The organism is Pseudonocardia adelaidensis (assembly GCF_039543345.1).
GTDB classification, from domain to species: domain Bacteria; phylum Actinomycetota; class Actinomycetes; order Mycobacteriales; family Pseudonocardiaceae; genus Pseudonocardia; species Pseudonocardia adelaidensis.
Genome location: NZ_BAABJO010000014.1, coordinates 75,628 through 99,868, shown reverse-complemented (window position 1 = coordinate 99,868; position 24,241 = coordinate 75,628). Strand labels below are relative to the sequence as shown.

Annotated in this window: 20 protein-coding genes and 3 pseudogenes; 13 read left to right on the top strand and 10 right to left on the bottom strand. The window is 71.2% G+C overall.

From position 1 onward, the window contains the following. The first annotated feature begins 55 nt into the window (after positions 1-55). From ABEA81_RS20090 to ABEA81_RS20070, 6 genes and pseudogenes are all read left to right on the top strand, one after another. Positions 56-229, top strand: coding sequence for a hypothetical protein (locus tag ABEA81_RS20090; RefSeq protein WP_345606749.1), 174 nt, complete (start codon positions 56-58; stop codon positions 227-229). A 669-nt stretch (positions 230-898) separates the two neighbouring features. Further along, positions 899-2,392, top strand: a complete 1,494-nt coding sequence (locus ABEA81_RS20085) for a molybdopterin-dependent oxidoreductase (protein ID WP_345606748.1) — start codon at positions 899-901, stop codon at positions 2,390-2,392. Positions 2,393-2,783: 391 nt separating this feature from the next. Beyond that, complete coding sequence (locus ABEA81_RS20080) at positions 2,784-4,313, top strand: GDSL-type esterase/lipase family protein (RefSeq protein ID WP_345606747.1); 1,530 nt, start codon at positions 2,784-2,786, stop codon at positions 4,311-4,313. Further along, positions 4,270-4,710, top strand: a pseudogene (locus ABEA81_RS42705) (PPC domain-containing DNA-binding protein); the annotation flags it as partial. The gene ABEA81_RS20080 and the pseudogene ABEA81_RS42705, both read left to right, overlap by 44 nt. Positions 4,711-4,738: 28 nt before the next feature. Beyond that, positions 4,739-4,891, top strand: a pseudogene (locus ABEA81_RS42700) (hypothetical protein); the annotation flags it as partial. A gap of 156 nt (positions 4,892-5,047) precedes the next feature. Further along, entirely contained in the window at positions 5,048-6,289 is a 1,242-nt protein-coding gene (locus ABEA81_RS20070) for a cation:proton antiporter (protein ID WP_345606746.1), read from the top strand. A gap of 3 nt (positions 6,290-6,292) precedes the next feature. Here the strand turns inward: ABEA81_RS20070 and ABEA81_RS20065 are convergent, their stop codons facing one another. Together ABEA81_RS20065 and ABEA81_RS20060 are read right to left on the bottom strand one after the other, a co-directional pair. Next, positions 6,293-7,354: a glucose 1-dehydrogenase gene (locus ABEA81_RS20065; RefSeq protein WP_345606745.1), complete on the bottom strand. Its 1,062-nt coding sequence runs from the start codon at positions 7,352-7,354 to the stop codon at positions 6,293-6,295. Continuing rightward, positions 7,354-9,177, bottom strand: coding sequence for a glycoside hydrolase family 15 protein (locus ABEA81_RS20060; RefSeq protein WP_345606744.1), 1,824 nt, complete (start codon positions 9,175-9,177; stop codon positions 7,354-7,356). Before ABEA81_RS20060 ends, ABEA81_RS20065 begins: the two co-directional genes overlap by 1 nt. Positions 9,178-9,315: 138 nt before the next feature. Here ABEA81_RS20060 and ABEA81_RS20055 point away from each other — a divergent pair, with 138 nt between their 5' ends. Continuing rightward, positions 9,316-10,101, top strand: a complete 786-nt coding sequence (locus ABEA81_RS20055) for a calcium:cation antiporter (RefSeq protein WP_345606743.1) — start codon at positions 9,316-9,318, stop codon at positions 10,099-10,101. Here ABEA81_RS20055 and ABEA81_RS20050 read toward each other — a convergent pair. Next, positions 10,011-11,216 (bottom strand): MarP family serine protease, encoded by a 1,206-nt coding sequence (locus ABEA81_RS20050; RefSeq protein ID WP_345606741.1) that lies wholly within the window; start codon positions 11,214-11,216, stop codon positions 10,011-10,013. The genes ABEA81_RS20055 and ABEA81_RS20050 overlap by 91 nt on opposite strands. A gap of 158 nt (positions 11,217-11,374) precedes the next feature. Between ABEA81_RS20050 and ABEA81_RS20045 the strand changes: the two genes are divergently transcribed. Beyond that, the gene (locus ABEA81_RS20045) at positions 11,375-11,707 is read left to right on the top strand and encodes a LapA family protein (protein WP_345606739.1); all 333 of its coding nucleotides are present in this window, start codon (positions 11,375-11,377) and stop codon (positions 11,705-11,707) included. Positions 11,708-12,608: 901 nt separating this feature from the next. Here ABEA81_RS20045 and ABEA81_RS20040 read toward each other — a convergent pair. From ABEA81_RS20040 to ABEA81_RS20020, 5 genes are all read right to left on the bottom strand, one after another. Then, a complete protein-coding gene (locus ABEA81_RS20040) occupies positions 12,609-13,148 on the bottom strand; it encodes a DUF421 domain-containing protein (RefSeq protein ID WP_345606737.1) in 540 nt (179 codons plus the stop codon). Positions 13,149-13,617: 469 nt separating this feature from the next. Next, entirely contained in the window at positions 13,618-13,908 is a 291-nt protein-coding gene (locus tag ABEA81_RS20035; RefSeq protein ID WP_345606736.1) for a hypothetical protein, read from the bottom strand. Between the two features lie 1,080 nt (positions 13,909-14,988). Next, a complete protein-coding gene (locus tag ABEA81_RS20030; protein ID WP_345606735.1) occupies positions 14,989-15,486 on the bottom strand; it encodes an MFS transporter in 498 nt (165 codons plus the stop codon). A gap of 14 nt (positions 15,487-15,500) precedes the next feature. Then, a complete protein-coding gene (locus tag ABEA81_RS20025) occupies positions 15,501-15,671 on the bottom strand; it encodes a hypothetical protein (protein ID WP_345606734.1) in 171 nt (56 codons plus the stop codon). A 133-nt stretch (positions 15,672-15,804) separates the two neighbouring features. Continuing rightward, positions 15,805-16,416, bottom strand: a complete 612-nt coding sequence (locus ABEA81_RS20020) for a cupin domain-containing protein (RefSeq protein WP_345606733.1) — start codon at positions 16,414-16,416, stop codon at positions 15,805-15,807. Positions 16,417-16,717: 301 nt separating this feature from the next. Between ABEA81_RS20020 and ABEA81_RS20015 the strand changes: the two are divergent. Then, positions 16,718-17,317 (top strand): annotated as a pseudogene (locus ABEA81_RS20015) (transposase); the annotation flags it as partial. Between the two features lie 299 nt (positions 17,318-17,616). Here ABEA81_RS20015 and ABEA81_RS20010 read toward each other — a convergent pair. Then, positions 17,617-18,468, bottom strand: a complete 852-nt coding sequence (locus ABEA81_RS20010) for a DMT family transporter (protein WP_345606732.1) — start codon at positions 18,466-18,468, stop codon at positions 17,617-17,619. Between the two features lie 765 nt (positions 18,469-19,233). After that, positions 19,234-20,259: a VIT1/CCC1 transporter family protein gene (locus ABEA81_RS20005; RefSeq protein ID WP_345606731.1), complete on the bottom strand. Its 1,026-nt coding sequence runs from the start codon at positions 20,257-20,259 to the stop codon at positions 19,234-19,236. 230 nt (positions 20,260-20,489) lie between these two features. Here ABEA81_RS20005 and ABEA81_RS20000 point away from each other — a divergent pair, with 230 nt between their 5' ends. The 4 genes from ABEA81_RS20000 (at position 20,490) to ABEA81_RS19985 (ending at position 24,215) form a co-directional block, all read left to right on the top strand. Next, positions 20,490-20,735 (top strand): hypothetical protein, encoded by a 246-nt coding sequence (locus ABEA81_RS20000; RefSeq protein WP_345606730.1) that lies wholly within the window; start codon positions 20,490-20,492, stop codon positions 20,733-20,735. 342 nt (positions 20,736-21,077) lie between these two features. After that, the gene (locus ABEA81_RS19995) at positions 21,078-22,319 is read left to right on the top strand and encodes an amino acid permease (protein ID WP_345606729.1); all 1,242 of its coding nucleotides are present in this window, start codon (positions 21,078-21,080) and stop codon (positions 22,317-22,319) included. A 1-nt stretch (position 22,320) separates the two neighbouring features. Then, on the top strand, positions 22,321-23,253 hold the full coding sequence (locus ABEA81_RS19990; protein ID WP_345606728.1) for an acetamidase/formamidase family protein: 933 nt from the start codon (positions 22,321-22,323) through the stop codon (positions 23,251-23,253). Beyond that, the gene (locus ABEA81_RS19985; RefSeq protein ID WP_345606727.1) at positions 23,250-24,215 is read left to right on the top strand and encodes a LysR family transcriptional regulator; all 966 of its coding nucleotides are present in this window, start codon (positions 23,250-23,252) and stop codon (positions 24,213-24,215) included. Before ABEA81_RS19990 ends, ABEA81_RS19985 begins: the two co-directional genes overlap by 4 nt. Positions 24,216-24,241 lie beyond the last annotated feature (26 nt).

Genomic DNA, 24,241 nt, shown 5'->3' with positions numbered 1-24,241 from the left:
GGATCGGCTCCCCGTGTGGCGTCGCCGGGTCGCCGACGCGCCCGAGGCGAGGGCCGTGACGAGCTCCGAGGGCGTGGGCGAACGCGGCCCGGCGCTGCTGACGGCCGGACTGGCCGCCGGGGCAGATCCCGTGATGGGGCTGACCCCGCATTCCACCGTGGCAGTGCGCCTCACGCTCGGGGTGATGGCTGCCGGCATGGCCGCCATGCTGGCCCTGATGTCCGTGTAGAGATGCCGGTGACTGGCGCGAGGCGGACGACGCCGACCTGGGTGTTCGTCGCGGCCGCACTGACCGCGGGCGTTCTCGTGGCGCTCACCCTGCTCGCCGGCGCACAGCCCTACCGAGCGGTGGGCAGCGCCGATCCCGGGGCCTGGATCCGGGTCGGCACCCCGCTGCTGCGGTTCATCACGGATCTGGCGGCCGTCGTGTGCATCGGCTCCCTGGCCATTCGCCGCCAACCCGTTCGTCCGGGACAGGCGCTGCTCAGACGAGGGTTCGACGTATTCGATGTACGGTCGCTCTCACCCGCCGGATGTCGACTCCCCGGGCGGCCGCGGTCTGCAGCTCGACGATGGCGCGCTCGGTCGCGGGAGGCAGCGCCCCGAGCGATTCCCGATCCCGTTGGTGCGCCGCAAGCTCCTCCTCGGACGCCCCCGGCCCTCGCCCGCCGAGCACGCCGGCCCGTAACCGCGCGACCTGCCGCTGAACGGCCTCGGCGCTCACCCGCCGCGCCGACCCGAGATCCGCCATGGTGCAGCAGTACCCACATCGGCGACCGGGCCCTGCAGGGGCGAGGCTGATCGTCGGTGGTTTGCAAGGTGTCGGCGGTGTCGGTGGCGCCAGCCCGGCTACCCCGGTCGGGACCCGTAACCCTGCACCAACCGACCGGAGCCGTCCATGCCGCAGCACTACCCCCCGTTGGTGATCATCACCCACCTGCTGAACATCCTGTTCATGGTGCTGTTGGGCCGGTCCGGCCTCGAGGTGCTCGCGGCGCACCCGAAGCTGTACTGGAGCGACCATTGCCCGCCCGGCCGCCAGTGGCTGCGGCTGTCTCGCAAGGAGTTCGGCTCAGACTCGAGGAGGCCGTGGACCTCACAGGACGAAGAGGAGTCGTGGAACCCGGTGCTCGCGCTGCCCGGTCGCAAGAACCTGGGGCTGGGCCGGCACTGGCACTTCCTGACGCTGCAGTTCTGGATCGCCACAGGAGTCGTCTACATCGCGTTCGCCGTGGCGAGCGGCTACTGGCGCTACCTCGTGCCCACCTCATGGTCGGTGTTCCCCCAGGCGGTGCGGGACGTCGGGACGTACCTGACGTTCCGGTTTCCCGCGCAGCTGCCCGGGGAGCCGTTCAACGCGGCGCAGAAGCTCGCCTACTTCGCGGTGGTGTTCCTGCTGGCCCCGCTTCAGATCGCCACCGGCGCCGCCATGTCGCCCGCCGTGATCGGGCGCTTCCCGTGGTACGCGAAGCTGTTCGGCGGCAAGCAGGGCGCCCGCAGCCTGCACTTCCTCGGGCTGGTCGCCTTCGCGGCCTTCACCGTCCTGCACACCGCGATGGTGATCCTCCATGGGCTGCCGGAGGGCCTGGCGAAGATCCTGCTCGGCAGCGCGGAGGCCGACCACGCGCTCGCCGTCGGGATCGGCCTGCTCGCCCTGGCGTTGATCATCATCGTGCAGGTACTGGCCACCGTCGCATCGCTGCGCTCCCCGCGCACCGCCGAGCGACTGACCGGCGCGATCGCCGGACCGATGCAGCGCGGGCTCTCCCGGCTGCTGCCGTCCTGCCAGCGCTACCGGCGCAGTGACATCTCGCCCTATCACCGCGTCAACGGCTACCCGCCGACGGGCGAGGAGTACGAGCGCGCCGCCCGGCGAGGATCCGCGGGCTATCGGCTGGTCGTCGGCGGGCTGGTCGAGCAGCCTGCCGCATTCTCGCTCGACGAACTGCGTGCGCTCGGTACGCAGCACCAGATCGTGAACCACAACTGCATCCAGGGGTGGAACGCAATCGCCGCGTGGGCGGGGGTGCCCGTCGCCCGCCTGCTCGACGTGGTGCGTCCCCTCCCGCAGGCCCGGTACGCGGTGTTCTACGCGATGGACGACAAGGGCCTCACCGACGGGCGGGAGGGGCGATACGGCTACTACTACGAGGCGGTCGCGCTGCACCTGCTCCGGCACGATCAGTCGCTGCTCGCGATGGACATGAATGGCGGCCCGCTGCCCGTCGAGCACGGCGCGCCACTGCGGCTGCGCGTGGAGAACCAGCTCGGCTTCAAGATGGTCAAGTGGGTGCGAGGGATCGAGCTGGTCGAGCGCGTGGACCACATCGGACGCGGACGCGGCGGGTTCCGCGAGGACCAGCAGTACTACGCGAACCCCGTCGGGATCTGACAAGGTTTTCACCATCCCGATCCGCACCCGCAGACGTGAACGGGCCTGAGCGCGACGGCGCGCACAGTGCGACAGCTCCCCCTGACATGCTCACGCCTCCCGAGCCTGAGAGCGAGCCGTTGTCGCGCGAGGCGGGCCCGTGGCGGTGGCGATGAGCGGCGGGGCTGGGGACGGCACGTCCTCGCAGGCCACCCCAGCGGGGATCCCGGCGGAATGCTGCACCCGGTGGCACTCGGCCCGGGCACGGGTCGGCAGTGCGGGACACCGGCCTCGAGCGCCACCGGGTCCAGCACTGAAGCCCGGCTTCGTGATCATGTACGGGGTCGGCGCATGCGTCCGATCGAACGGCGGGCTCGGTAGCAAGCCCGACACGACCGGGTATCACCCGATCATGCACCGGTCGTCGCGCCCCGAACGCCATTCCCTCGTCCGGGAGCTGCGGTCCCTCCCCACGATCCTGCTCCTGCTGGGCCTGCTTCTCGGCGGCATCCCGCTGGTCGTGTTCCTCACCCCGGACCAGCACGTCACGATCCTGGGCCAGCGCGTCGCCGTCGGCGCCCGCGACCCGGAGCCGACCCTGTCCGGGCCCGCGCAGCTGGTCCAGATCGGCAACACAGCGTTCGACCTGCGGGACGTGCAGGTCATCGGCCCGTTACGGCCCCGCATCTCGATCGGGCCCATCGCCCCCGAAGCGGTCCCCGACCGCGCCCTCGCGCCCTCCGCTCTCCCCGCGATCGAGGCGACTGCCCGCGACACCCTGGTCCAGGCCTTCGTCCGGTGGTACTCGTGGGGCGGCGTCGGCCTCGTCCTCGTCGCACTCGCCGGCAGCGGACTGGTCGGCTGCCTGCGCATCCTGATGGCCCTGCGCGGTGCGAGCCGCGCCGCCGCCGGCGACAGCGTTCCCGAGCTCGCCGTCCGTCCGTCGGGAGCGATCGCACGCATGACGCTGCTTGCGGTCATCGTGTCCGGGCTGGCATGGGCCGCATGCGGCGCCGCCGCCTACCGCGGCACGGTAGAAGGGCTGCGGAAGGTCGATTCGCTGTCGGACCTGGTCGGGGCGTCCACCGTGACACCGTCCCCGGTCGGTCCGGTGATCACCGGTCACTCGGGCGCGGTGATCGGCGACTCGCGGGTCGCGCGTCTTGGCGGCCCGCCGCTCCCCGAACCGGCTCCAGACGACGCCACCTGCCGACGCAGCACCGACTCGGCGGCGGCCGAGCTCGCGCTGCTGCGCACCACCCCCGTGCTCAACCTCGCCTGCGCGGGTGCCGGCATCCAGAACGGACTTCGCGGGGCGCAGCAGGTCGACGACGACAAGGTGCCGTCGCAAATCGGACGGCTCAAGCAGGTCGTGGGGCTCGACTGGGTGGTCGTGGCGATCGGGCCGAACGACCTCGCGTGGTCGGACCTGCTCATGTACTGCTACGGCCTATCCACCTGTGACGACCGGTTGGCGGGCGGCGAGTTCCAGGGCCGCCTCGCGGCGTTCGACCGCGACTACGCCGGCCTGCTCGCCGACCTCGCCACGCTGCCGGGCAGTCCGGACGTCGTCGTCATGACCTCGTACGACGTCTTCCCGCCCGACCCCGACCCGTCCTGCCCGGACCTGCACGGTCCGCCCCACGCCGCGGGGCTGGACCAGCACAAGGTCGACCTGCTGCGCCAGCGCAACGCCGCTCTCAACGACGTGCTCGCCACCGGCGCCGCCGCGTACGGGTTCACCGTGGCCCGCCCCGCGGTCACGCCCTTGTGCTCGAGCAGCGGTGACGGGATGGGGCCGGACTTGCAGGGCCTGCGAGACCAGCATCCGTTCCACCCCACCGCGACCGGGTCGCTGCGCCTCGCCGCCGGGGTCGCCCAGGCACTGGCGAGGGTCGATGGCAAGGCCGAGGCCCGACCGGGCCCGCACGAGCCAGGCTAGTGGTTCCGACCGGACCGATCGGCCGATCGCCGGATCGTCAGGTCGCCGGCCGTCATCGGGGCCGACACCGCGGGTACGCCAACCGCACCGGCGATCCAACTGCCGGGCAGACGAGAGGAGCACCATGAGAAGCACACTGCTGCACGAGGCCGACGGACTGCGCACCTTCGCCGTCGTCCTCGACAAGGACGACGAGGCGGTCACCGAGCTGGTCGCGTTCGCCCGCGAGAATCACGTCACGGGCGCCGGACTCACCGCGATCGGCGCGTGCCGGGAGGCGACGCTCGCCTACTTCGCTCCGCAGGCCAAGCAGTACCACGACATCCCGGTCACAACGCAGGCGGAGGTGCTCTCGCTCGCCGGGGACGTCGCGACGAAGGACGGCGAACCGGCGCTGCACGCGCACGCACGCGGTCCTCGGCCACCACGACGGGTCCACCGTCGGGGGTCACGTCAAGCGGACCGTCGTGTGGCCGACGCTGGAGGTCATCGTCACCGAGACACCCGTACACCTGCGCAAGCGCATCGACGACGAGACCGGCCTCGCACTCGTCGCACTTGACGCGTCCACCGCCTGACGAGGGGGACCGACGCCCCGACGGTTCCGACGGGAGGCGGCCTCACAGCGGTTACCAATAGGGCGATCCGACTTCGGGTGTGACACGGTTCCCCACCACGGGGACGGGGAGCCGAAGGGTTGGCGGAGTTGTGCGTGCTCTTGGAGGGGGCGGCGGGTGATCCTGGTCCTGACGTTCGGTGTGGTTCTCCTCGTGACGGTCGCCGTGTCGGGGCTGGCGGCGCGGTCGGTGTTGTCCACCGCGCTCGTGTTCCTCGTGGCCGGCTCGCTGGTGGGCCCCGGCGGGCTCGGGTTGATCGACGTCACGCCGCAGGGCCCGGCCGTCCAGGCGCTCGCCGACCTTGCACTGTTCACCGTGCTGTTCGTCGACGGCGGGCGGCTGCCATTGCGGCAGCTGCGCACGGGGTGGCGGCTGTCGGGCCGGGCGCTCGGGCTCGGGATGCCCCTCACCCTGGTGCTTGTCGCGCTGGCCACGCACTACCTCGTCGGGCTGGACTGGACCACCTCGCTGCTCGTCGGGGCGATCCTCTCCCCCACCGACCCGGTGTTCGCTTCGACGATCGTCAGCCGCAGCGAGGTGCCTCTGCGGCTGCGCAAGCTGCTCAACATCGAGTCTGGCCTCAACGACGGCCTCGCGCTGCCGTTCGTGCTGGTCTTCCTCGCGATCGCCACCGGCGCCGACGCGGGGATCGGCACCGTCGCGCTCGAGCTCGTGCTCGGGCTGGTCCTCGGCGTGGTCCTGCCGCTCGTGATCACCGCGATGTTCCGGCTGCCGGTGCTCGGCGCCGAGCCCCGGCTGCAGCCGCTGGGCCCGCTCGCGCTCGCGATCATCCTGTACGGCCTGTGCCACCTGACCCACGCGAACCCCTACCTGGCTGCCTTCGCCGCCGGGATCACCCTCGCCACTGTCGCGCCGCGTGCCACGCACGCGTTCGAGGGGTTCGGCGAGCTCATCTCCGAGCTCACGAAGTTCGGCGCCGTGCTCGTGTTCGGCGCCCTGCTCACCCCGACGTTCTTCCTCGACCTCACGGCGGGCGAATGGGTGGTCGCGCTGCTGGCGCTGCTGGTCGTGCGTCCCGCCTCAGTGCTCGTCTCGCTCTGGGGAGCCGACCTCCATCGGCGCGAGCGCTACGCGGCGGCCTGGTTCGGCCCCAAGGGCTTCGCCTCGGTCGTGTACGGCCTGCTCGTCGTCCAGTCCGGCATCGCCACCGCGCAGACCGTGTTCGAGCTCGTCGCCCTCAACATCGCGGTCTCGATCGTGGCACACAGCATGTCGGACGTCCCGGTCGCGAAGGCGTTCGACGTCGAGGACTTCGCCGGGCTCCCCGCCGACGCCGACGAACGCGAACCGGGCCAGCGGGCAGGCGCGGAACAGGACCGTCCCGAGCGATCCGGTTGAGGGTCAGGGCGCGTTCCCGTCAAGCGTGATGACGACCTTGACGTCCTCGAAGCCGGCGGTGAAGGCGTCGGCGAACGACCCGAGCGGCACCCGGCGGGTGATGAGGCGGGCCAGCCAGGCGAGGTCGGCCTTGGCGAGGGCGTGGGCTGCGGCGGCGTAGTGGTCGAGGTTGGCGTTGACGGAGCCGATGACGACGTCGTTCTCCAGCACGATCTCGCGGTTGAGGTCGCCTGCGTCCACCGCGAGGCGGTGCCCGGCGGACGAGACGCCGGTGAGGCACACGATGCCGTACGGCGGGGTGTTCGCGATCGCGCCGGAGACCACGGGTCCAGCACCGGTGGCCTCGATGACGATGTCCGGACACAGCGCCGAGGCCACCTCGTCGATGCTCTTCGAGTGGTAGGTGGCGCCGAGGTCGCGCACCAGGTCCGGCTTGGGCCCGTCGGTCACCCGGTCGAGCACGTGCACGTCGAGTCCGCGCTGGACACCGAGGAGGGCGGCGAGCAGGCCGATCGGACCGGCCCCGGTCACGAGCGCAGTCCTCGGCCGGAACCACGCGCGCGCGCCGACCTTCTCCACCTCGTCCCACGCCTTGGCGACTACGCTCGTCGGTTCCATGAGCACCCCGACGCCGGCCAGCCGCGGATCCAGCTTCACCGCGTAGTCGGCCTCGACCACCCATGTCTCGCTCGCGTAGCCGTCGCGTTCCTTGATGCCGCGCTCGGTGTAGCGACCGTTGCGGCACATGTCGAACCGCCCATGGGCACATGCGCCACACGGCTCCGGATCAGGCCGGCGGACCACGCCGACCACCAGGTCACCGCCGGTGAACCCGCTCCCGGCCGGGGCCTGGCGGACCCCGCCGAGCGATTCGTGCCCGATGATCAGTCGATCTCGGCCGGGAGGGGCCCAGCCGTAGAGGCCGGCGGCGATCTCCTTGTCGGTGCCGCACACGCCGACGGCGAGGCCATCGACGAGCAGGTCCCCCGCGCCGGGCCGGGCGTCGGGCTCGTCGGTGACGGCCAGCGAGTCCTTCTGCAGCGGGGTCACGCTGAGGGCGCGCATCAGTGGTCAGCTCCTGGGGCATTGCGATCGGGCGCGCCGTGGGGGTGGCGGGCGGGGCGGCTCCCGGACAGGTGGCGGGCGGTGTTGACCAGCCCGACGTGGCTGAACGCCTGCGGGGTGTTGCCCAGCTGCCGGCCCGTTGTGGGGTCGTACTCCTCGCTGAGCAGGCCGAGGTCGTTGCGCAGCTCCAGGAGGCGTTCGAACGTCTCGCACGCCTCCCGCTCCCGCCCGATGCTGTACAGCGCGTCCGCGAGCCAGAACGTGCACAGGACGAACGCGGCCTCGTCGCCGGGCAGCCCGTCGATGTTCCCGTCCTCCTGCGGGTCGTAGCGCAGCAGGAACCCGTCGTGGCACAGCTCGCGTGCCACGGCGTCGACCGTGCCGACCACGCGGGGGTCGTGCCAGGGCAGGAACCCAACCCGCGGGATGAGCAGGAGCGCGGCGTCCAGCCCTTTCGACCCGTAGAACTGGGTGAACGTGTTCCGGTCAGGGTCGAACCCGCGCTCGCACACGTCGGCGTGGACTCGGTCGCGCATGGCGCGCCAGCGATCCGCGGGACCGTCCAGGCCGAAACGCTCGACGGCCTGCACCGCACGGTCGAACCCGGCCCACGCCATGACCTTCGAGTGAACGAACTGCCGGCGGTCGCCGCGGACCTCCCACAGCCCGTTGTCCGGGTCGTCCCAACGCCCCTCCAGGAAGTCCAGCAGCGCGCGCTGCCGGTCCCACCCCGGTTCCTCCGCCTCGATCCCGGCCATGCGGCCCAGGTGCAGCCCGTCGAGGACCTCACCCCACACGTCGAGCTGGAACTGGTCGGAGGCGGCGTTGCCCACCCGGACGGGCGTCGAGCCCTCGTAGCCGCCGAGCCAACCCAGCGTGTGCTCCGGCAGCCGCCGGGTGCCGTCGATGCCATACATGATTTGCAGGTCGGCCGGGTCCCCTGCCGTGGCTCGCAGCAGCCACTCCCGCCACGCTTTCGCCTCTGCGACGAAGCCGGTGCCCAGCAACGCCTGCAGCGTGAAGGTGGCATCCCGCAGCCAGGAGAACCGGTAGTCCCAGTTGCGTGGGCCGCCCAGTTGCTCCGGGAGCGACGTGGTGGCCGCAGCGACGATTCCCCCGGTGCGCGTGCACGTCAGCGCCTTGAGCACCACGAGCGAGCGGCGCACCGCCTCCTGCCAGCCCCCCTCGTACCGGAAGCGACGCATCCACGCGGCCCAGAACTCCCCCGTGTCGTCGAGCGCCCGTTCGGCGTCCACCCGCGCGGGTCGCGGCTCGTAGGAGAGCCGGTGGGTCAGCACGAACGGCACCCGTTCACCGGCGGACACGGCGAAGTCGGCGTACGTGGTGTAGTCCTCGCCGCGCAGCGGCACCGGTGTGTGCAGCCAGGCCGCATCCGGGCCCGCGACGGCGGCGAGCTCGCCCTGACGGTGCCGGACCCACGGCACGATCCGGCCGTAGTCGAACCGCAGCCGCAGCGCCGACCGCATCGGCACCCGCCCGCTCACGCCCTCCACTACCCGCACGACGTCGGCGGCCTCCCCGCGGGGTGGCATCGCGTCGATCACCCGCACGCACCCGTCCGGCGTGTCCCACTCCGTCTCGAGTACGAGCGAGTCGCCGCGGTACCGGCGCCGGGAGCAGAGACCCACCGCCGCCGGCGCGATGCGCCAGAACCCGTTGCGCTCGTCACCGAGCAGTGCTGCGAAACACGCGGGGGAGTCGAAGCGCGGCAGGCACAGCCAGTCGATCGACCCGTCCCGCCCTACCAGCGCCGCCGTGTGCAGATCGCCCAGGAGCCCGTAGTCCTCGATCCGCAAACCCACGCCGCGCCTCCCCTAACCCCGTCCCGAGCCTCCTCGGCCTACCCCGGCACGAGGGCGGCACTCATACGCCCGCCTTGCGATCACGGCAGCTCGCTTGCGACGACGTTTTTCCCGATGGCTCACGGGTAGCGCGCGGTCATGCAGCGCGAGCAGACCGCAGCTCCGCTGGCCGATGCGTCGCGGCCCGATCCGCAGCGGACCGCAGGAGGACCACACTTCACCCGCTCCGACTTCTGCCTCGTGGCCGTGTGCGGCGCCGCGGTGGTCGTCACCTTCTTCGTCCGGCTGCTCGACATCACCGAGATCGGATCGTTCGTGCTGAGCGCCGTGAGCCTCGCGCTGCTGGCTCGCCTCGTCGGACGCGGGGTGGAGGCGCTCGGCGACACCGTCGGGCCGGCGGTGACCGGCGTCGTGCAGAGCGCCCTGGGCAACCTCCCCGAGCTGTTCGTCGCCCTCTTCGCCTTGAACGCCGGGCTCGTCGCGGTCGTGCAGTCGGCTGTCGTCGGTTCGATCCTGGCCAACGTTCTGCTGGTGCTGGGAATCGCATTCGTCGTCGGGGGCCTTCGGCACGGCACACTCGAGTTCTCGCGTGGAACCGCCCAAACAATCGCCCTGATGCTCATCCTGTCGTGTCGGCGATGCTCATTCCGGCACTCACCGCGGAACTCCACACCCCGGCTCAGGGCCATGAGGGCGCCCTGTCGACAGTGGTGGCCGTCGTCCTTCTCGTGCGGTTCGCCCTGTCGCTCGTCACCCCTGCACCGCGCGAGCCCTGGTCAGGCCCCGAAAGGGAGAAACGACCTGCCGAGTGGGTCGAGTGCCGCAGGCCGTCCTCAGAAGCGACATTCGCCGACCCCGACCTCCTGGTTCCGCCGGATGGCGTCCTCGACGGCGGGGCGGACCTCGTCGACGGCGAGAGCGTAGGCGGTGCCGCCGCTCGGGTCGGCTGCGAAGACCACACCGCCCACGAGCCCATCGCTGGTGACGAACGGCCCGCCGGAGTCCCCGCGCTCGACCGATCCGGAGAGCGCAATGATCTCCCGGTGCACCCGGCCGGTGCCGTAGATGTCGCGACCGATCGCGTCGAGGTCGGCCTTCACCGACGCCGGCTGCACCACCATCTCGGTATGCCCGCCCGGAAATCCGAGGGTCGCCCCCTCGGTGCCGCGGACGACGGGCGTGCCCGCCCACCCGATCGGGGGCGCCCCGACATCCGGCACGGCGAGGACAGCGAGGTCGAGGGCGGGGTTGACGTGTATCGGGACCGCGTCGTGTTCACCGGCGGAGTCCCGCACCGTCAGATGGTCGAAGCCCGCCACGACATGCGCGTTGGTGACGACGAAGCCCGCCTGCGGGACGAAGCCGGATCCGAAGCCGAGGACGCCACCGCAGCCAGACGCGCGGACCTGCACCGTGCTGGGCTGCCCGGCAGCCGCCGCTGCCCGGACCGCCTCGTCCGCGGTCGCGGGAACGCTCGGAGCCACGATCCCACCCCCGCCGGGCTGCGCGAACACCGGCGGGAAACCCTGGTCGTCCAGGTACGCGGAAATGCGGCCGAAGACGTCGGGAGGTGGTGGGAGCACGGCGTCGAGCGCCCGGACCACTTCGGAGCCGCGTACCTGCCGTGCGAGCGCGGGGATCGGTCCCTGCGCCAGCACGGTCGCCAGCAGCCACACCGCGAACACGAGGCCCGCAGCGCCGGCCGCGACCCCCGCCACCCGATCGATCCGGCCGATCCCGGCCGACAGCGCGGCCCGGCGCAGCCGAAGCCCGACTCCCAGCCCGACTCCCTGGCCGATCAGGGCCGCGAACAGGAGCAGGCCGACCGTGACGAGCGCGGTGGTAGGGCCCGGCTCTGAGACGAACAACCCGACCAGCCGCGGTGCACCCCACACGCCGATGATCAGGCCGAGCGCGAGACCACCGAAGGCGCAGATCTGCGCCACCGCCCCACGGCGCCAGCCACGGGCCGCCACGAACACGAGCAGGAGCAGGAGCACCGCATCGAGCACGTTCGGGGCGAGATCCCCACCCTCCATATGACCACCTGGCCTCTCCACCCCGCTCTCACCACGGTGCCCCGCGTGTCCGCGCACCCACCACGGATCGCAGACCGTCGGGAATTCGCAAGGCGACCGGCGTCGCGGAAAACCCGAGCCGGGTACCCCGGGCAGAGCGGTTCAGACAGGAGCAGACGATGGACGACAAATGGATGCCCACCGATGGCGAGAACGACGTGACCCGGGTCGCGGCCGCACCCCGGAGCAGGGTCAGCGGATTGTGGGTCGGGGTGATCCTCTCGGCCGTCGTGCTGGTGTTCCTGCTGGTCTTCATCCTGCAGAACGGCAACCCGGTGCTGATCACCTTCCTCGGCTGGACGCAGACGCTCCCGACGGGGGTCGCGCTGCTCTTCGCCGCGATCGCGGGGGTGCTGCTGGTGGCGATCCCCGGCAGCATCCGCATCCTCCAACTGCGTCGCGCGGCGGCGACGGAGGGGTTTGTCACCGAGAGGCCCTCGCATCGCGGCTGACGAGCCGGTGAACAGAACCGCGCTCGCACACCCCCACGTACGGCGCGTCTGCGCCCCACGTACGGCGAGCCACAGGAACGGCAGGTTCGTGGTGAAGATCTCGCGGTCGCTGCCGCTGACCGTCATCGTGATCTCGAGCCCCCGAACGAACCGGCCGTCAGCGGAATCGGCCACCGCGATCTCCACGTGTCCGTTCGCGTCCTCGGGCGCCTCGCGCCAGACGAGCCGCCCGTTCTCGCGGGTGTACATCCCCTCGGCGTCCTCCTGGACGAGGCAGACGAGGAGGTCGCCCGCGTGCTTCAACACTCCGCCGAATTCCTCCTGCATGGCCTCCAGTGCCTTGCGATAGGCCTCACCCTCTGCCCGGGCGACATCGAGCTGCTTCGGCTCGGCCTCGTTGCTGCCCAGCATCGGGGCGTGTGCTGCGGCGTGCTCATGTCGTTCGTCCTCCGCCTCCGTGTCCGGCAGTCGGTTCTTCCCGACTGCCCGGGGGGAACCGGGACTAACGGTCGGCGAGGTTACGGGGAGATGACGATGCCGTCGGACGCGCGGCGTGCTGTATGCCAGGGACTGCGGAGGATCCGCGACCCTCGGCGAGGCGCTCGGACCGTTCCTCGCTCTCCTTCGCCGGCATCCGTCACCACAAGTGACGATGACCTGACGATGCATCGGGCCGCTGCGTCGGCCGCGGAGTCACGAGCACACGTTCAAGCATGGATGCGAGCAGCGACAGCCGTGCGACGAACTCCAGCCACGGCGACAGGAGAGGCACCGAGCAGGGCTCGTCGTCCCCACACCCACCGCCTCATGGCGCGGGTCACCGTGACTGCCGTCGTCCGGACACGCCGACGGGTGCTGGGTCTGGTGTTCCTGTTCGTGGTGCTGAGCGCCGGCACGCGCGTCACGGGCGGATGTGTTCGGGATCCAGCAACTCGCGTCCACGCACATCGCTGAGCAGCTCCGGCGCGATCTTCTCGCCTCGGCGCAGTACGCTGATCGCGCCGGTCCGTTCGAGGATCACGGCGGCGACGTCGCTGTAGCGATGGATGCCCGCGAGCCGCAGGTTCTGCCTCAGCTCGTCTTCGACGATCTTGGCCGTGCGGAGGTTGTCGTCCAGCACCGCCCCGTTGGCCATGAGCAGCACGGGCAGGTTGCTCAGTAGCTGGTCCAGGCGGCGGTTGCGGCGGAGGATTCTGAATATGCCCTGCAGAGCGAACAGGGCCGTCATCCCGATCAGCCCGGCAGCGAGGGTAGGGGTGTACCCGAGAAGGGCACGGCCCATGACCGCGCCGAGGGCGATCGCTGCTGCGAAGTCGAAACTCGACATCGCCGCAAGCGCCCGCTGCCCGACGATGCGCAGGAGCAGCAGGAACGCCAGGTATATGCCGATCGTCGAGACGACGACGCCGGCCGCGTCGGGCCAGCCGATTCCGAGCCGCATCGTGTTCCCTCCGCCGCTTGTATCCACTAGCACATCGACTTTCGGCGCGCATCCGTCCCGTACCCCCGGCCGTCCAGGTACTCGGTCCGCGGCGGCAGGTCGAGGACCGGGTCGGCGAGCTCGGATCACGGTCGGGGAAGACGTGGTGCGGTCGATCGGCATCCGCCGGTGATCCGATCCGCGCGCACGCGGTTCCCGCGGCGAGCTGATCCACCACCGGTGACCCGGTTCGGACGCGCCTCGCCGGCGCCGGGGACGCGCAGCCGAGATTCAGCAGCGTGCTACGACGGCCACGTTCAGACGGTGGTCAGGCAAGCTGCAGCGCGAAAACGACGGCCAGAAACTGGATCACCCGACCTTCCGCCCGGAGAATCTTGCCGTGGCTTGATTGCACGTAAGCCGATGTACCGGTGGCAGGCCCAGTTCTGGGAGGCGGCCGGGAGTCGTAGGTCGCCAGGCCGGTGCCGGCTCATCGCCGCCGGCCGGGGTCGGCGGTCAGCACGATGGTGGGGCCGGTGTGGTCGATGTCGGCCCAGCGGATGTAGCGCTGGCGGCGGCGCCGGGCGGTGAACAGCGCCGCCAGCAGCCGCGGTGCGTGCACCGTGCGGCCGTAGCCGAGCCGGTCCCCGTCGACGGGAACACCGACGACGAGGCCGTCGATGCGGTACGCCGTCCCAGCCGGTGCGTCGGCTCGAGTGGGGTCGGGGACGAGGACCACGTCGCGGACCCGGCCGACGGAGCGCCCGGCCGGGTCGACCACTCAGCAAGACGCACATGCCCCGAGGGACAGACCCTGCGCGGCGGCACCCCACCTTCCCGGCTACATGATCGCCGATGAGATGGACGTACCACCGATCGGGGCTCTAACCAGGACCCAAAGAGGGGGCCCAACCAGAACCGGGCGCCAGCATGCAGCAGCACCTCGAGCCTTGTGAGGTTGTCGACGAGCTCCCCGGTTCGCTGCGAGGTGTGGCGCCGCAGGAGTTCTCCAGGGTTCGACGCAGCGGCGCTGCTGCGGATCCGCCGACAGGAGATGGTTGCGTGACGAGTCGATGACCACAGCCGCGTTGCGGCACTGGCCGTCCCGGGCTCGTGCCCTCACCCCGCGACAGCAGCGGATCCGCGCACGTGGCACACGGCGACCGCCTCCACCACGGCATCAACCGCGTGCGGCACCCGGCCCCCCGCCTATCCAGCTCCCCTTCGGCCACCCCCGCGCCGCGGGCAGAGCGACGGATCGCCAGGAAATGGCATGGTGGAGCCGCGCTGCGCGAAGCTGACGATCTCCCTACGGGTGCGTTCACCGCGTTTCTGGCCTCCGACCCCGGGTAGAACGGGCCAGACCACTCCGGACCCGACTCGCGGGAGTGCAATGACACCCTCGGCCAGATGCGGGTAGTGCAGCTCGAACGCAGGCACTCCGACCGGATCCGCGGCAGTTCGTAACGAGATCTCGGCGATCAGGACCGACGCGCCGAACGCCGTGGCGGCCAGGTGCGCAGCAACCGACGCTGCGTCAAGCGACATTGCGGCAAGCGACATTGCGGCAAGCGACATTGCGGCAAGCGACATTGCGTCAAGCGACACCTGTCGGCGGGACGCGCGCGAGGTGCCGATCCACCGATGGACGGGCACCCCGCACGGAGTGCGCAACCACTGCCGCCCGACCGATTGGAGGATCGAGCAATGCCGACCCAACCCCCGCATCGGTGCCGCCCTCCTCGGCGGGCGCTGCGCGGCACGGTCTACACGTGCTGGTGCCAGCGCCGTTGGGTGGCATTCGACAGCGTCACGATCCGAAACGGCAACGTCCGTGCCTTGAGCCCCGACTGGAGGGCAGTCACCGAAGCGCCCGAAGGAACTGGTCGAAGACCACCGTCATGAGGGAGCTCGCAGTCTGCTTCATCCTCCTGCTGATCACGGTCGCGTTAGCGGCCCCGGTGGCGGGGTTGCGATGCTCGACGCCGAGCGGTGCCGTGTACGAGTTCGCAGCGCAGCGAGGCCCAGCATCCACCGCCAGTCGCCGGGCACACCGGCGAACAGGAAGTTCACCACGAGGCCAGCAAGATCCCGGTGGTGATCGCGAGCTGGTTGAACGAACGGGCGGCGCGACCTCGGAGATGTACATCGGTGCGACGAGCGACGCCGTTCCCACCGAGAGGCCGAGCAGGAACCGGAACCCGACGAGCATCGGCACGTTGACGGAGAACGCGCACCCGAGGGCGCCGAGGACGTAGATGCAGCCGGAGAACACCTTTGTCCACTTGCGGCTGATGCGATCGTCGAGGTATCCCGACAGCACGGCTCCCGTGATGGCCCCGAGGAGGAGGGTCGACACGATGGCCTCCTGCTCTAAAGCACTCGCGTCCAGGTCTTCCCGGATGAACAGCAGGGCCCGGAGATCACGCCCGTGTCGTAGCCGAACAGAAGGCCGCCGATCGCGGCGATGACGGAGATCCGCACCAGCAGGCCGTTGCCGAGCTGGCGAACCTCGCTGATGAATCCGCCCATTCCTCCGCCCACCGCTCAGCTCCCCCGGTGGGGAAGGAACCCTGGGGAAATAGAGAATCCGCTGCTTGCCGTGGTGCGGTACGACGCAGCTCAGCGCTTCTCGGGTCGGCTTGGCGCGATGCTGTGCTCCACATCTGCTCCATCGCTACGAGTCAATGCCATCGCCGCAAGTCGGGCTCCTCGAGCTGCTCCGCCCCGGCCGTCGACGTCGAGCAGGAAATGGGCGGTTCGGTAGTGGCTGATGTCGGGTGGCGCCAGCCGCCGTGCTCGAATGCGGAGCCGGCGTCGGCGTCGATCTCGTCGGCGCGTGATGGTCAGGCCGGGATTGAGTCGAAGCGGCCTTTGAGGCGGCGCGCAACTCCTGGGTGGGCGTCCCGGCCGCGAGACCGCCGCCGAGCTCGGCGAAGAAACCTTCCAGACCGGCGGGCGTGACGAGGATCAGCGCGCGGGCGTCGGCGCTCGCGGTGAAGCCGTGGCGAGTACCGCGCGGGACGTACACCCAGCTACCGGGCGCCACCTCGACCTCGTCCGTGCCGATGGTGAAGGTGAACAGGCCCTCGAGCACCTGGATGCACTCCTCGCGCTCGCGGTGGATGTGCGGAGGTGGGCAGGCGACGTTGCCGCGGAAGTCGATCAGCTCGAAGGCGCCACCGGTCTGCGCGCCGCTCAGCGCCACCCGTCCGATCAGGGGGAGCTCCCGGCCCTCGTCCGGACCCACCACGAGGGCTTGCGTGGGCCGCATCTGCTGCTCGGTCATCGGAGTCCTTTCGCCTGGATAGTGGCACTCGACCGCACTCCCAGACCCGTTACGCTGTGTCGTCCAGCCCCGGTGATTCACCACGCCAATAGTTGATCTTGCGGGCGTGTCCGAGGGCCGAGTTTCGAGGTGTGGGCTCGACCGAGCGTCCGGCCTGCTGTTGTGCCGGGTGCTCCGCAGTTGGTCGGGACTGGTGCCAGGTTCAGCCAGTGGGAACCGGCAGGGCGTGCAACCGCGTGAAAGCGCGGGCGAGATCGAGCGTCCACGGCCAGGACGGCTGAATCCGGACCCAGGTCCGGCGCTTTGGCTGTTCACCCAGCTGCGGCGGATCGCGCTGGACGCCTACAACCGCATCGTCGGGCTACTGCTGGAAGACGTCGCGGTAGACGGCCGCATCACCACGGGCCCCGGCGGCGGGGAGGTTGGCGGCCCGTCGCCGGTCGACCGGCGCAACAAGGCATGAAACGCTCACTGCTGGTCGAGGGCTACGGCATCCCACTGACCCGGGTGCTGACCGGGCCCCACCGCCACGACTCGCCGCTGCCGGCACCGAGCCTGGACAAGCTCGACACCCTCGGGCCGCTGCCTGCCCGCATCCCCGTGCACCTGGACTCCGGCTACGACTCGGGCAAGACTCGCGACACCCTCGCGCAGCGCGGGCTGCACGGGCAGATCGCGCGCACCGGCACGAAGGCACCGACCCAGGCCACCAGCCGCTGGCACGTGGAGCGCACCCACGCCTGGCACAACGGCTTCAACCGGCGGCAACGCTGCTACGAACACCGCCACACCGTGATCGAGGCATTCCTCGACCTCGCCGACACGATCATCACCGGGGGGTGGCTTGATCTGCCGAGCCTGGACCACCCACCGCTGGGACACCAGACGGACCAGCACACCGCCCGTGACCTACCCGCCTATCCGCGCGACCTCTAAGTTGATCTACTGGAGCCTGGGCTGGCACGAGATCGAAGGGACGTGCCAGCTCCAGGACCATCTCCGGCGCCGCAGGGCATGGTGGGGCCCTGCAGCCGGTCGGGGAGACCGAGGAGAACCTGAGCCCTGGCCTCGCTGCAGGACGGCGATCCGCCTACGCACGTACGCGCTGCCAGCATCGGCGCCTCCCGAGAATGCGGCACCGCCACCGACTGCGGCGGTGACCCGCGTCGACTTACGAGCGAGGCGCCGGGCCTCACGCGGTCAGGGCTCCTCCAGTTCGGCGGCAGGCGCTCGGGCCAGGAGGATCACGCCGAACACGGTCAGCGCGAGGCCACAGGCGGCGGCCACGAGGTGACCGGGACCAGGGGAGAACGTCTCGGCGAACACGCTGAGACTCAGCACGACCGCGCCGAGCAGTGTCACCGAGTTCGTCGAGGCCATCGCCGGTGCCAGCGCTCCGGTGCGCAGGGCGAACTGCCCCATCGTGAAGCCGACCACTCCGAAGCCGGCAAGGACGTACAGCTCCCAACCAGTCACGACCTCGCCCAGCCCGCCGCCGAGGTGACCGATGAGGGACTTCGACACGGCCGAGACCAAGGCGAAGGCCAGACCCGCTGCGGCCCCGAAGAGCATCGCCTGCACCGCTGGCGAACGACCGAAAGCCACGCAAAACAGGATCACCACCAGGCCGGCGCCGGTCAGCCCGGCGGTCCACCAGACGGTAGCGGCCGCGGAGCTGATGCCGATCTGCGGTGCCCCGAGGAGCACGAACAGCATGATCCCGAGAGTGGTGGCGCAGGCGCCCGCCCACACGGACCGGGTGAGTCGTTGGTCGGTCAGCCAGACCCCAAAGGGCAGCGATATGACGAGGCTGAGGGTCGTCAGCGCCTGGACGCCGGCCAACGGCCCGCTGCCCAGGGCGAGGAACTGCCAGATCTCGCCGAGCCCGCCCACAGCGATGCCCAGGAGCCACACCCGCCGGCGGAGCAACCCCGCCAGGAACTGCACGCCGCCGCCTGCCGAGCCCCTTGGATCGTCAAGGGTTCCCCTCTGCTGCAGCACCGTGCCGAGACCGAGCAGGGTCGCAGCCATGAGGGACAGCAGAACCCACATGCGGCCAGCCAAGCGGAGCCGCCAGGCAGCGGTCTACCCACGGTCGGATGATTACCTTCAGCCGCCCCTCAACCGATCGGGGTGTATTCAGCGGCTTGATCACCAGCCCGCTGGCCGTCTACCGCCCGGAACGCCGCGCTGCGGAAACTGGGCGTTGTGGCTGGCCCGCCGGTGCCTCCGGATGTATTTCTGCCAGAAACGATGGCTGAACCTACCTCGATGGAGAATCAGGATCGGGCGCTGCGGGCCACCGGCCGGCGCGGTGACGCTCTGCAACGGATCCGCCCGCTGCCCACATTCATCGACGGCGCCCCAACCGTCACCGCAGTCGTCCTCTGCAGAAGGCCGGTGAGTCTTGACATCCGTCCCTGCAAGACTCATTCCGACCCGCTCACAGCCTCATACCGAGCAGCCAGACAGACATAGGCCGCCACGAACGCTCCTCCCTCGATTCGACTCACCCGTCGGCTGGTGATACGCCACAGGCGGGGCGTCCGGCCCCTGCTCGTGAACGTGTGGCCCCGCGGTCGGCGGCCCGGGATGCTCGATCTTTCGGGCGCCAACTCGCCGACTTGGAACCACGTCACCGCCGCCGGGCGGCGGGGTGCACGTCCAGGTGGACGTCGACGAGAGACGCCCGGCAGCCGGGCGAAGGAACTCGTGGAGAGTGGCGGCCCAAAGCTGATCGTGGCGTGTGCGGGGGAGATGGTCGATACCGACCGCGGCGGCGTCTTCGTCGACACCGCCGATGGGATCACTTCCGGGTCAGCTGATGGCCGCGTCGAACGCCGCTCCCAGCAGGAAGGTCGCCATCGCGGCGGCGGCGCCGATCGCGAGCTGGCGCAGCGCGCGCCGCAGCGGTGGTCCTCCGGAGAGCACCGCGACGGCTCCCCCGGTGAGCATCAGCGCCATCCCGGTGAGCACGGCGGCCACCACCACCGCGGCGGCGCCTTCGACGCCGAACAGGAACGGCAGCACCGGTATCACGGCTCCGACGCTGAAGAACGCGAAGCTCGACGACGCCGCGCCGGTGGCGCTGCCGACCACCTCGGCGCCGTGGGACCGGGGGTTGTCCGACCTCGCGGCGCCGACGGAGCCGCGCCGCAGCACCGCGTCCGCACGGCGTTCGGCATCTTCGGCCGACATCCCCCGAGCCCGGTAGACCAGGGCGAGCTCGTTCGCGTCGACGTCGAGCAGGGGAACGGCGGCTTTCGCCGCCTCGTCCGGTTTCGACGCGGCCAGCAGCTCACGTTGCGAGCTGACCGAGATGAACTCGCCCGCCGCCATCGACAACGCGCCGGCCAGCAGCCCGGACAGCCCGGTCAACAGGATGGTCACGGTGCCGGCGCCACCACCGATCACCCCGAGCACGAGCGCGATGTTGCTCACCAGCCCGTCGTTGATCCCGAAGACCCCGGCCCGCAGCGTCCCGGACATCCGCGCCCGCCCCCGCGCAGCCAGCCCGCGCACCACCTCGCCGTGGATCCGCTCGTCGGCCAGCATCGCCTCCGGCACGTCCGCGTCCGGGTCGGCGAGCGAGCGGCGTTCGGCCTGTTCGATCAGTGCCAGCACGAACACCCAGCCGAACCACCGTGCCAGAACGCCGACCAACCGCGCCCGCGAGGTCGGGCGCCGCGGCCGGCCCACGCGATCGCCCAGCCTGCGCTCCCAGTACGCCGCGTGGCGCTCCTCGGCCTCGGCCAGCCCGAGCAGGATCTCCCGCTCCTCGCCTTCCCGGCGTTGGGCGAGCTGGCGGTAGACCAGCGCCGCCTCCCGCTCATCGGCCAGCATGCGCCGCCACCGCCGCACCCTCGCCGGCATCGGAGCGGCCCCGGAGTGACGGCCCTCGTCCCGCACCGCGCACATCCTCCCAGAACACCGGCGCCGCAGCACCGTGCGACACCGGTGAGAGGCGGGGATGCTCTACAAGTACTGGGCCGGCTGGCGCACGCGCGTGGCGGGTAACACCTCCTTCGGCGCGCGTTCACCCGGTCGGTGTCGGGGCAGCCAGGCGAGGATGTATGACCGCGCTGCCATCGCTGCTACGAGGACAGGAGGCCGAGGCCGCCCGCCTGCGTAGTGCGGAGCTGGTCGCAGAGGGGGTTCCGGAAGGCCTGGCGGCCCGTGCCTCGGTGCTCGCACACGGCTCCGGCCTGCTCGACGTGACCGACGTGGCGGCCCTTGACGAGGGCGAGCGGGAGCGGCTACCGATCGAGGACGTCGCAAGCCTCCACTACGCGCTGCCCAGCCGAGTAACCCAGCGCTGAGCGTCACGATCCTCCGTACTCGCCGTCGATACATCAGCCCGGATCGCGCCCGGCGGGTGCCGCGCGGTCGGCGGCAAACCGTGCGGCACGTCGAGACCCCTGCAGAGCGCAGCCTCGACCGACGCGATCGAGCCCGCCGGCAGGGCGGCGATCTCCTCGGCGATCGTCACGGCGCGCGCGACGGCGGAGCGAGAAGAGCTCCCGGCGGCTGCGCAGCCGAGCTCGCGGCGTCGCTTCGCGCGCTCCGCCCTGCCCCGGATCCCATCCTCGGAGAAATGATCTGCGGCAGCCCGCGCGGCGGTAGCGTCCGCCTACGGCATCGAGAGCATTCGGGAGGCAGACGTGGCCGAGGACGTGGCGGGCGCCGCGGGTACCCGGCGGTTCACCGGGCTGGGGCACGAGCGGATCACCTTCTGGCAGGGGGTGGCGATCATCTTCGGCGCCAACATCGGCGCCGGGATCCTCAGCCTGCCCTACGGGTCGCGGACCGGCGGGTTCCCCGCGCTGGTCATCGCGCTGCTGGTCGCGGGGTTCCTGACGACCGCGTCGATGCTGTACGTCGCCGAGGTGGCGCTGCGCACCGACACCCCGCTGCAGCTCTCCGGCCTGGCCCGCAAGTACCTCGGAGAGGCGGGCTCGTGGCTGATCTTCGCGGGCATCGTCATCAACGGCTTCGGGGCGCTGATCGCCTACGCCAGCGGTGGCGGGCAGGTCCTCGGGGAGCTGCTGGGCATCCCGGAGCTGGCCGGAAGCCTGCTGTTCTACGTGCCGGGAGCTGTCGTCGTCTGGCTCGGTCTCAAGGCCACCGGGCGGTCCGAGCAGGCGATCACGATCGGGATGGTGGCGCTGATCGCGATCCTCGTCGGCTGGTCGGTCCTCGGCCCCGGCATCGACGCCGCGAACCTGACCTACCTGCGCCCGTACTTCATCGTGCCGATCATGAACCTGGCGGTGTTCGCGTTCATCGCCCAGTACACCGTGCCCGAGCTGGCGCGCGGCCTGGCGCAGCACGCGCCCCGGGTGCTGCCGCGGGCCGTGGTCGCCGGCATGGTCGCCACCGGCTTCGTCCTCGCGCTGGTGCCGTTCGCGGCGCTCGGCATGATGGGCCCGGACGGGATCACCCCTGTGGTCACGATCGCCTGGGCGAACGAGCTGGGGCAGGCCGCCTACTACTGCGCGAACGTGTTCGCGGTGCTGGCCATGCTCACCTCGTTCTGGGCGATCGGCCTGACGCTGATGACCAACATCTTCGACCGGTTCTCCTGGCCCGCCGGCGGGTCGCCGCTGCACCGCGCGATGGCCCTCGCGCTGGTGGTCGTACCGCCGTTCCTGATCGCCGCACTCGGGCTCGCCGGCTTCGTCTCGGCGCTCGGCTACGCGGGCGGGTTCGCCGGCGCGATCATGTCGATCATCCCGGTGCTCATGCTGCGCCAGGCGCGCCGCCGCGGCGACCGCGAGCCGGAGTGGAAGGCGGGCTGGGTGGCCCACCCGGTCGTGCAGGTCGCGCTGGTCGTCGTGTTCGGCCTCGCGTTCCTGTACTCGCTGCTGACGATCGCGGGGCTCGTCCCGCAGGGCTGGGCGTAGCGTGCAGCTCTTCTCCGCGGCCGCCGCCGTCACCGCGTTCGGGCCGGTTTTCGAGCCCGTCGGCGCGGTGACGGCGGGCGAGAGCTTCGTGCTGGAGACCGTCGACTGCTACGACGGCCAGTTCACCTCCGCGGACGTGCTGCGCCCCGACATCGACATGGCGCGCTTCAACCGCGCCACCGGCCCGGTGCACGTCGACGGCGTCGCGGCCGGCGACTGGGTGCTGGTCCGCATCGAGGGCATCGACGTGCACGGGCCGGGGGTGATGGCGGTCGCTCCGGGCCTCGGCGTCCTCGGCGCGCAGGTGACGCGGCCGTCCACGAGACTGCTGCCCGTCACGGACGGGCGGGTGTGGCTGACCGAACGGGTCGCCATCCCGCTGCGCCCGATGGTCGGGATCCTCGGAGTCGCGACGGCCGCCGAGACCGTGCCGTCCTCGGTGCCCGGCCCGCACGGCGGCAACCTCGACACCCGCCTGCTCAGGCCGGGGGCGGCACTGGCGCTGCGGGCCAACCGGCCCGGGCTCGGCCTCGCGGCGGGCGACCTGCACGCCGTGATGGGCGACGGCGAGCTCGGCGGCACCGGCGTGGAGATCGGCGGGCGGGTGCAGCTGTCGGTCGGACCGTTCCCCGACCCCGGCGGGAACTGGCCGCTGCTGTTCGCCGACGGGGGGCTGCACGTGCTGGCCAGCGCCACCGACATCGGCGAGGCGGTACGAGCGGGTTTCGCCGAGGCCGTCCGGCTCGTGCGTGAGTGGCACGAGCTGACCTGGCCCGACGCCTACCGGCTCGCCAGTCTGGTCGCCGATCTGCAGATCAGCCAGCTGGTCAACCCGCGCGTCACCGTCCGGGTCCGCCTGCCGGGCGAATGGTGCCCCGGCGAGTGGGTCGAGCTGCTCACGCCCGGCATGTCGGCGCGACCACGACAGGCGTGAGCCGTCGCACGGCGACGACGGGCACCGCCGTCCCGCTACCGTTGCGTGTGCTCAACCCCATCCATCTGCGCACGCTGCAGGAGTGCGTGCGCTCCGGATCCTTCGCCGAGGCCGCCCGGGTGCTGGGCTACACCGCCTCCGCGGTGTCCCAGCACGTGGTGTTGCTGGAACGGGCCGTCGGCGCCCCCCTGTTCGAGCGATCGACGCGCAGCGTCCGGGCCACCCCGGTGGCCGAGATGCTCGCCCTGCGCGCCGTCGGGGTCCTGAGCGCGCTGGCCACGGTGGAGCGCGAAGCGGCGGCCATGATCCGTCCCGACGCCGGCATCCTGCGGCTGGCGTCCTTCGCCACCGCGAGCGTCCGGATCCTGCCCGACGCGCTGGCCGCCGTCGTCGCTCAGCGCCCGAACGCCCTGGTCCAGCTCGACGAGGACGAGCCGGACGAGGTGCTCGACAGGGTCCTCGACGGGTCGCTGGACGCCGCGGTGGTCTTCGAGTACGACCTGGCACCCCGGGCCTGGCCCGCCAGCCTCCGCACGCTGGAGCTGCTCGCCGAGCCCCTCACGCTGATCGTGCCGTCCGGGCACCCGCTCGCCACCGCCGCCGAGGTCAGCTTCGGTGACCTGCACGACGAGCCGTGGATCAGCACCCGGGCCGACACCGCAGGCGCGCACGCCCTCGCGAGCCTCGCCGCGGGGTTCGGGTTCGAGCCCCGCGTGATCTGCCGCAGCAACGACTACCAGGTCATCGGCAACCTGGTGGCCAGGGCGCTCGGGGTGGCCGTGGTGCCCGGGCTGGCGATGCTGCCCACTCCGCGCGACGCCGTGACCCGGCTGCCGGTGCCGGACCTGCACACGCATCGCCGGGTGCTCGTGCTGTACCGGGAGCACAACCAGAACCCGCTCCTGCGGCTGGCGCTGGACTGCCTCACGCGGGTCGCCGCCACGCTGGACCTCGCTCGATAGCCCGCAGCTCACCACCAGCATCGCTG

Excerpts from the sequence above, each read along its gene's own strand:
- ABEA81_RS20005 (WP_345606731.1), bottom strand. The coding sequence starts at position 20,259 with ATGCTGGCCGATGAGCGGGAGGCGGCGCTGGTCTACCGCCAGCTCGCC.
- ABEA81_RS20050 (WP_345606741.1), bottom strand. The coding sequence starts at position 11,216 with ATGGAGGGTGGGGATCTCGCCCCGAACGTGCTCGATGCGGTGCTCCTG.
- ABEA81_RS20020 (WP_345606733.1), bottom strand. The coding sequence starts at position 16,416 with ATGACCGAGCAGCAGATGCGGCCCACGCAAGCCCTCGTGGTGGGTCCG.
- ABEA81_RS20080 (WP_345606747.1), top strand. The coding sequence starts at position 2,784 with ATGCACCGGTCGTCGCGCCCCGAACGCCATTCCCTCGTCCGGGAGCTG.
- ABEA81_RS20040 (WP_345606737.1), bottom strand. The coding sequence starts at position 13,148 with ATGCGGCTCGGAATCGGCTGGCCCGACGCGGCCGGCGTCGTCGTCTCG.
- ABEA81_RS20085 (WP_345606748.1), top strand. The coding sequence starts at position 899 with ATGCCGCAGCACTACCCCCCGTTGGTGATCATCACCCACCTGCTGAAC.
- ABEA81_RS20055 (WP_345606743.1), top strand. The coding sequence starts at position 9,316 with ATGCAGCGCGAGCAGACCGCAGCTCCGCTGGCCGATGCGTCGCGGCCC.
- ABEA81_RS20010 (WP_345606732.1), bottom strand. The coding sequence starts at position 18,468 with ATGTGGGTTCTGCTGTCCCTCATGGCTGCGACCCTGCTCGGTCTCGGC.
- ABEA81_RS20065 (WP_345606745.1), bottom strand. The coding sequence starts at position 7,354 with ATGCGCGCCCTCAGCGTGACCCCGCTGCAGAAGGACTCGCTGGCCGTC.
- ABEA81_RS20000 (WP_345606730.1), top strand. The coding sequence starts at position 20,490 with ATGACCGCGCTGCCATCGCTGCTACGAGGACAGGAGGCCGAGGCCGCC.
- ABEA81_RS20045 (WP_345606739.1), top strand. The coding sequence starts at position 11,375 with ATGGACGACAAATGGATGCCCACCGATGGCGAGAACGACGTGACCCGG.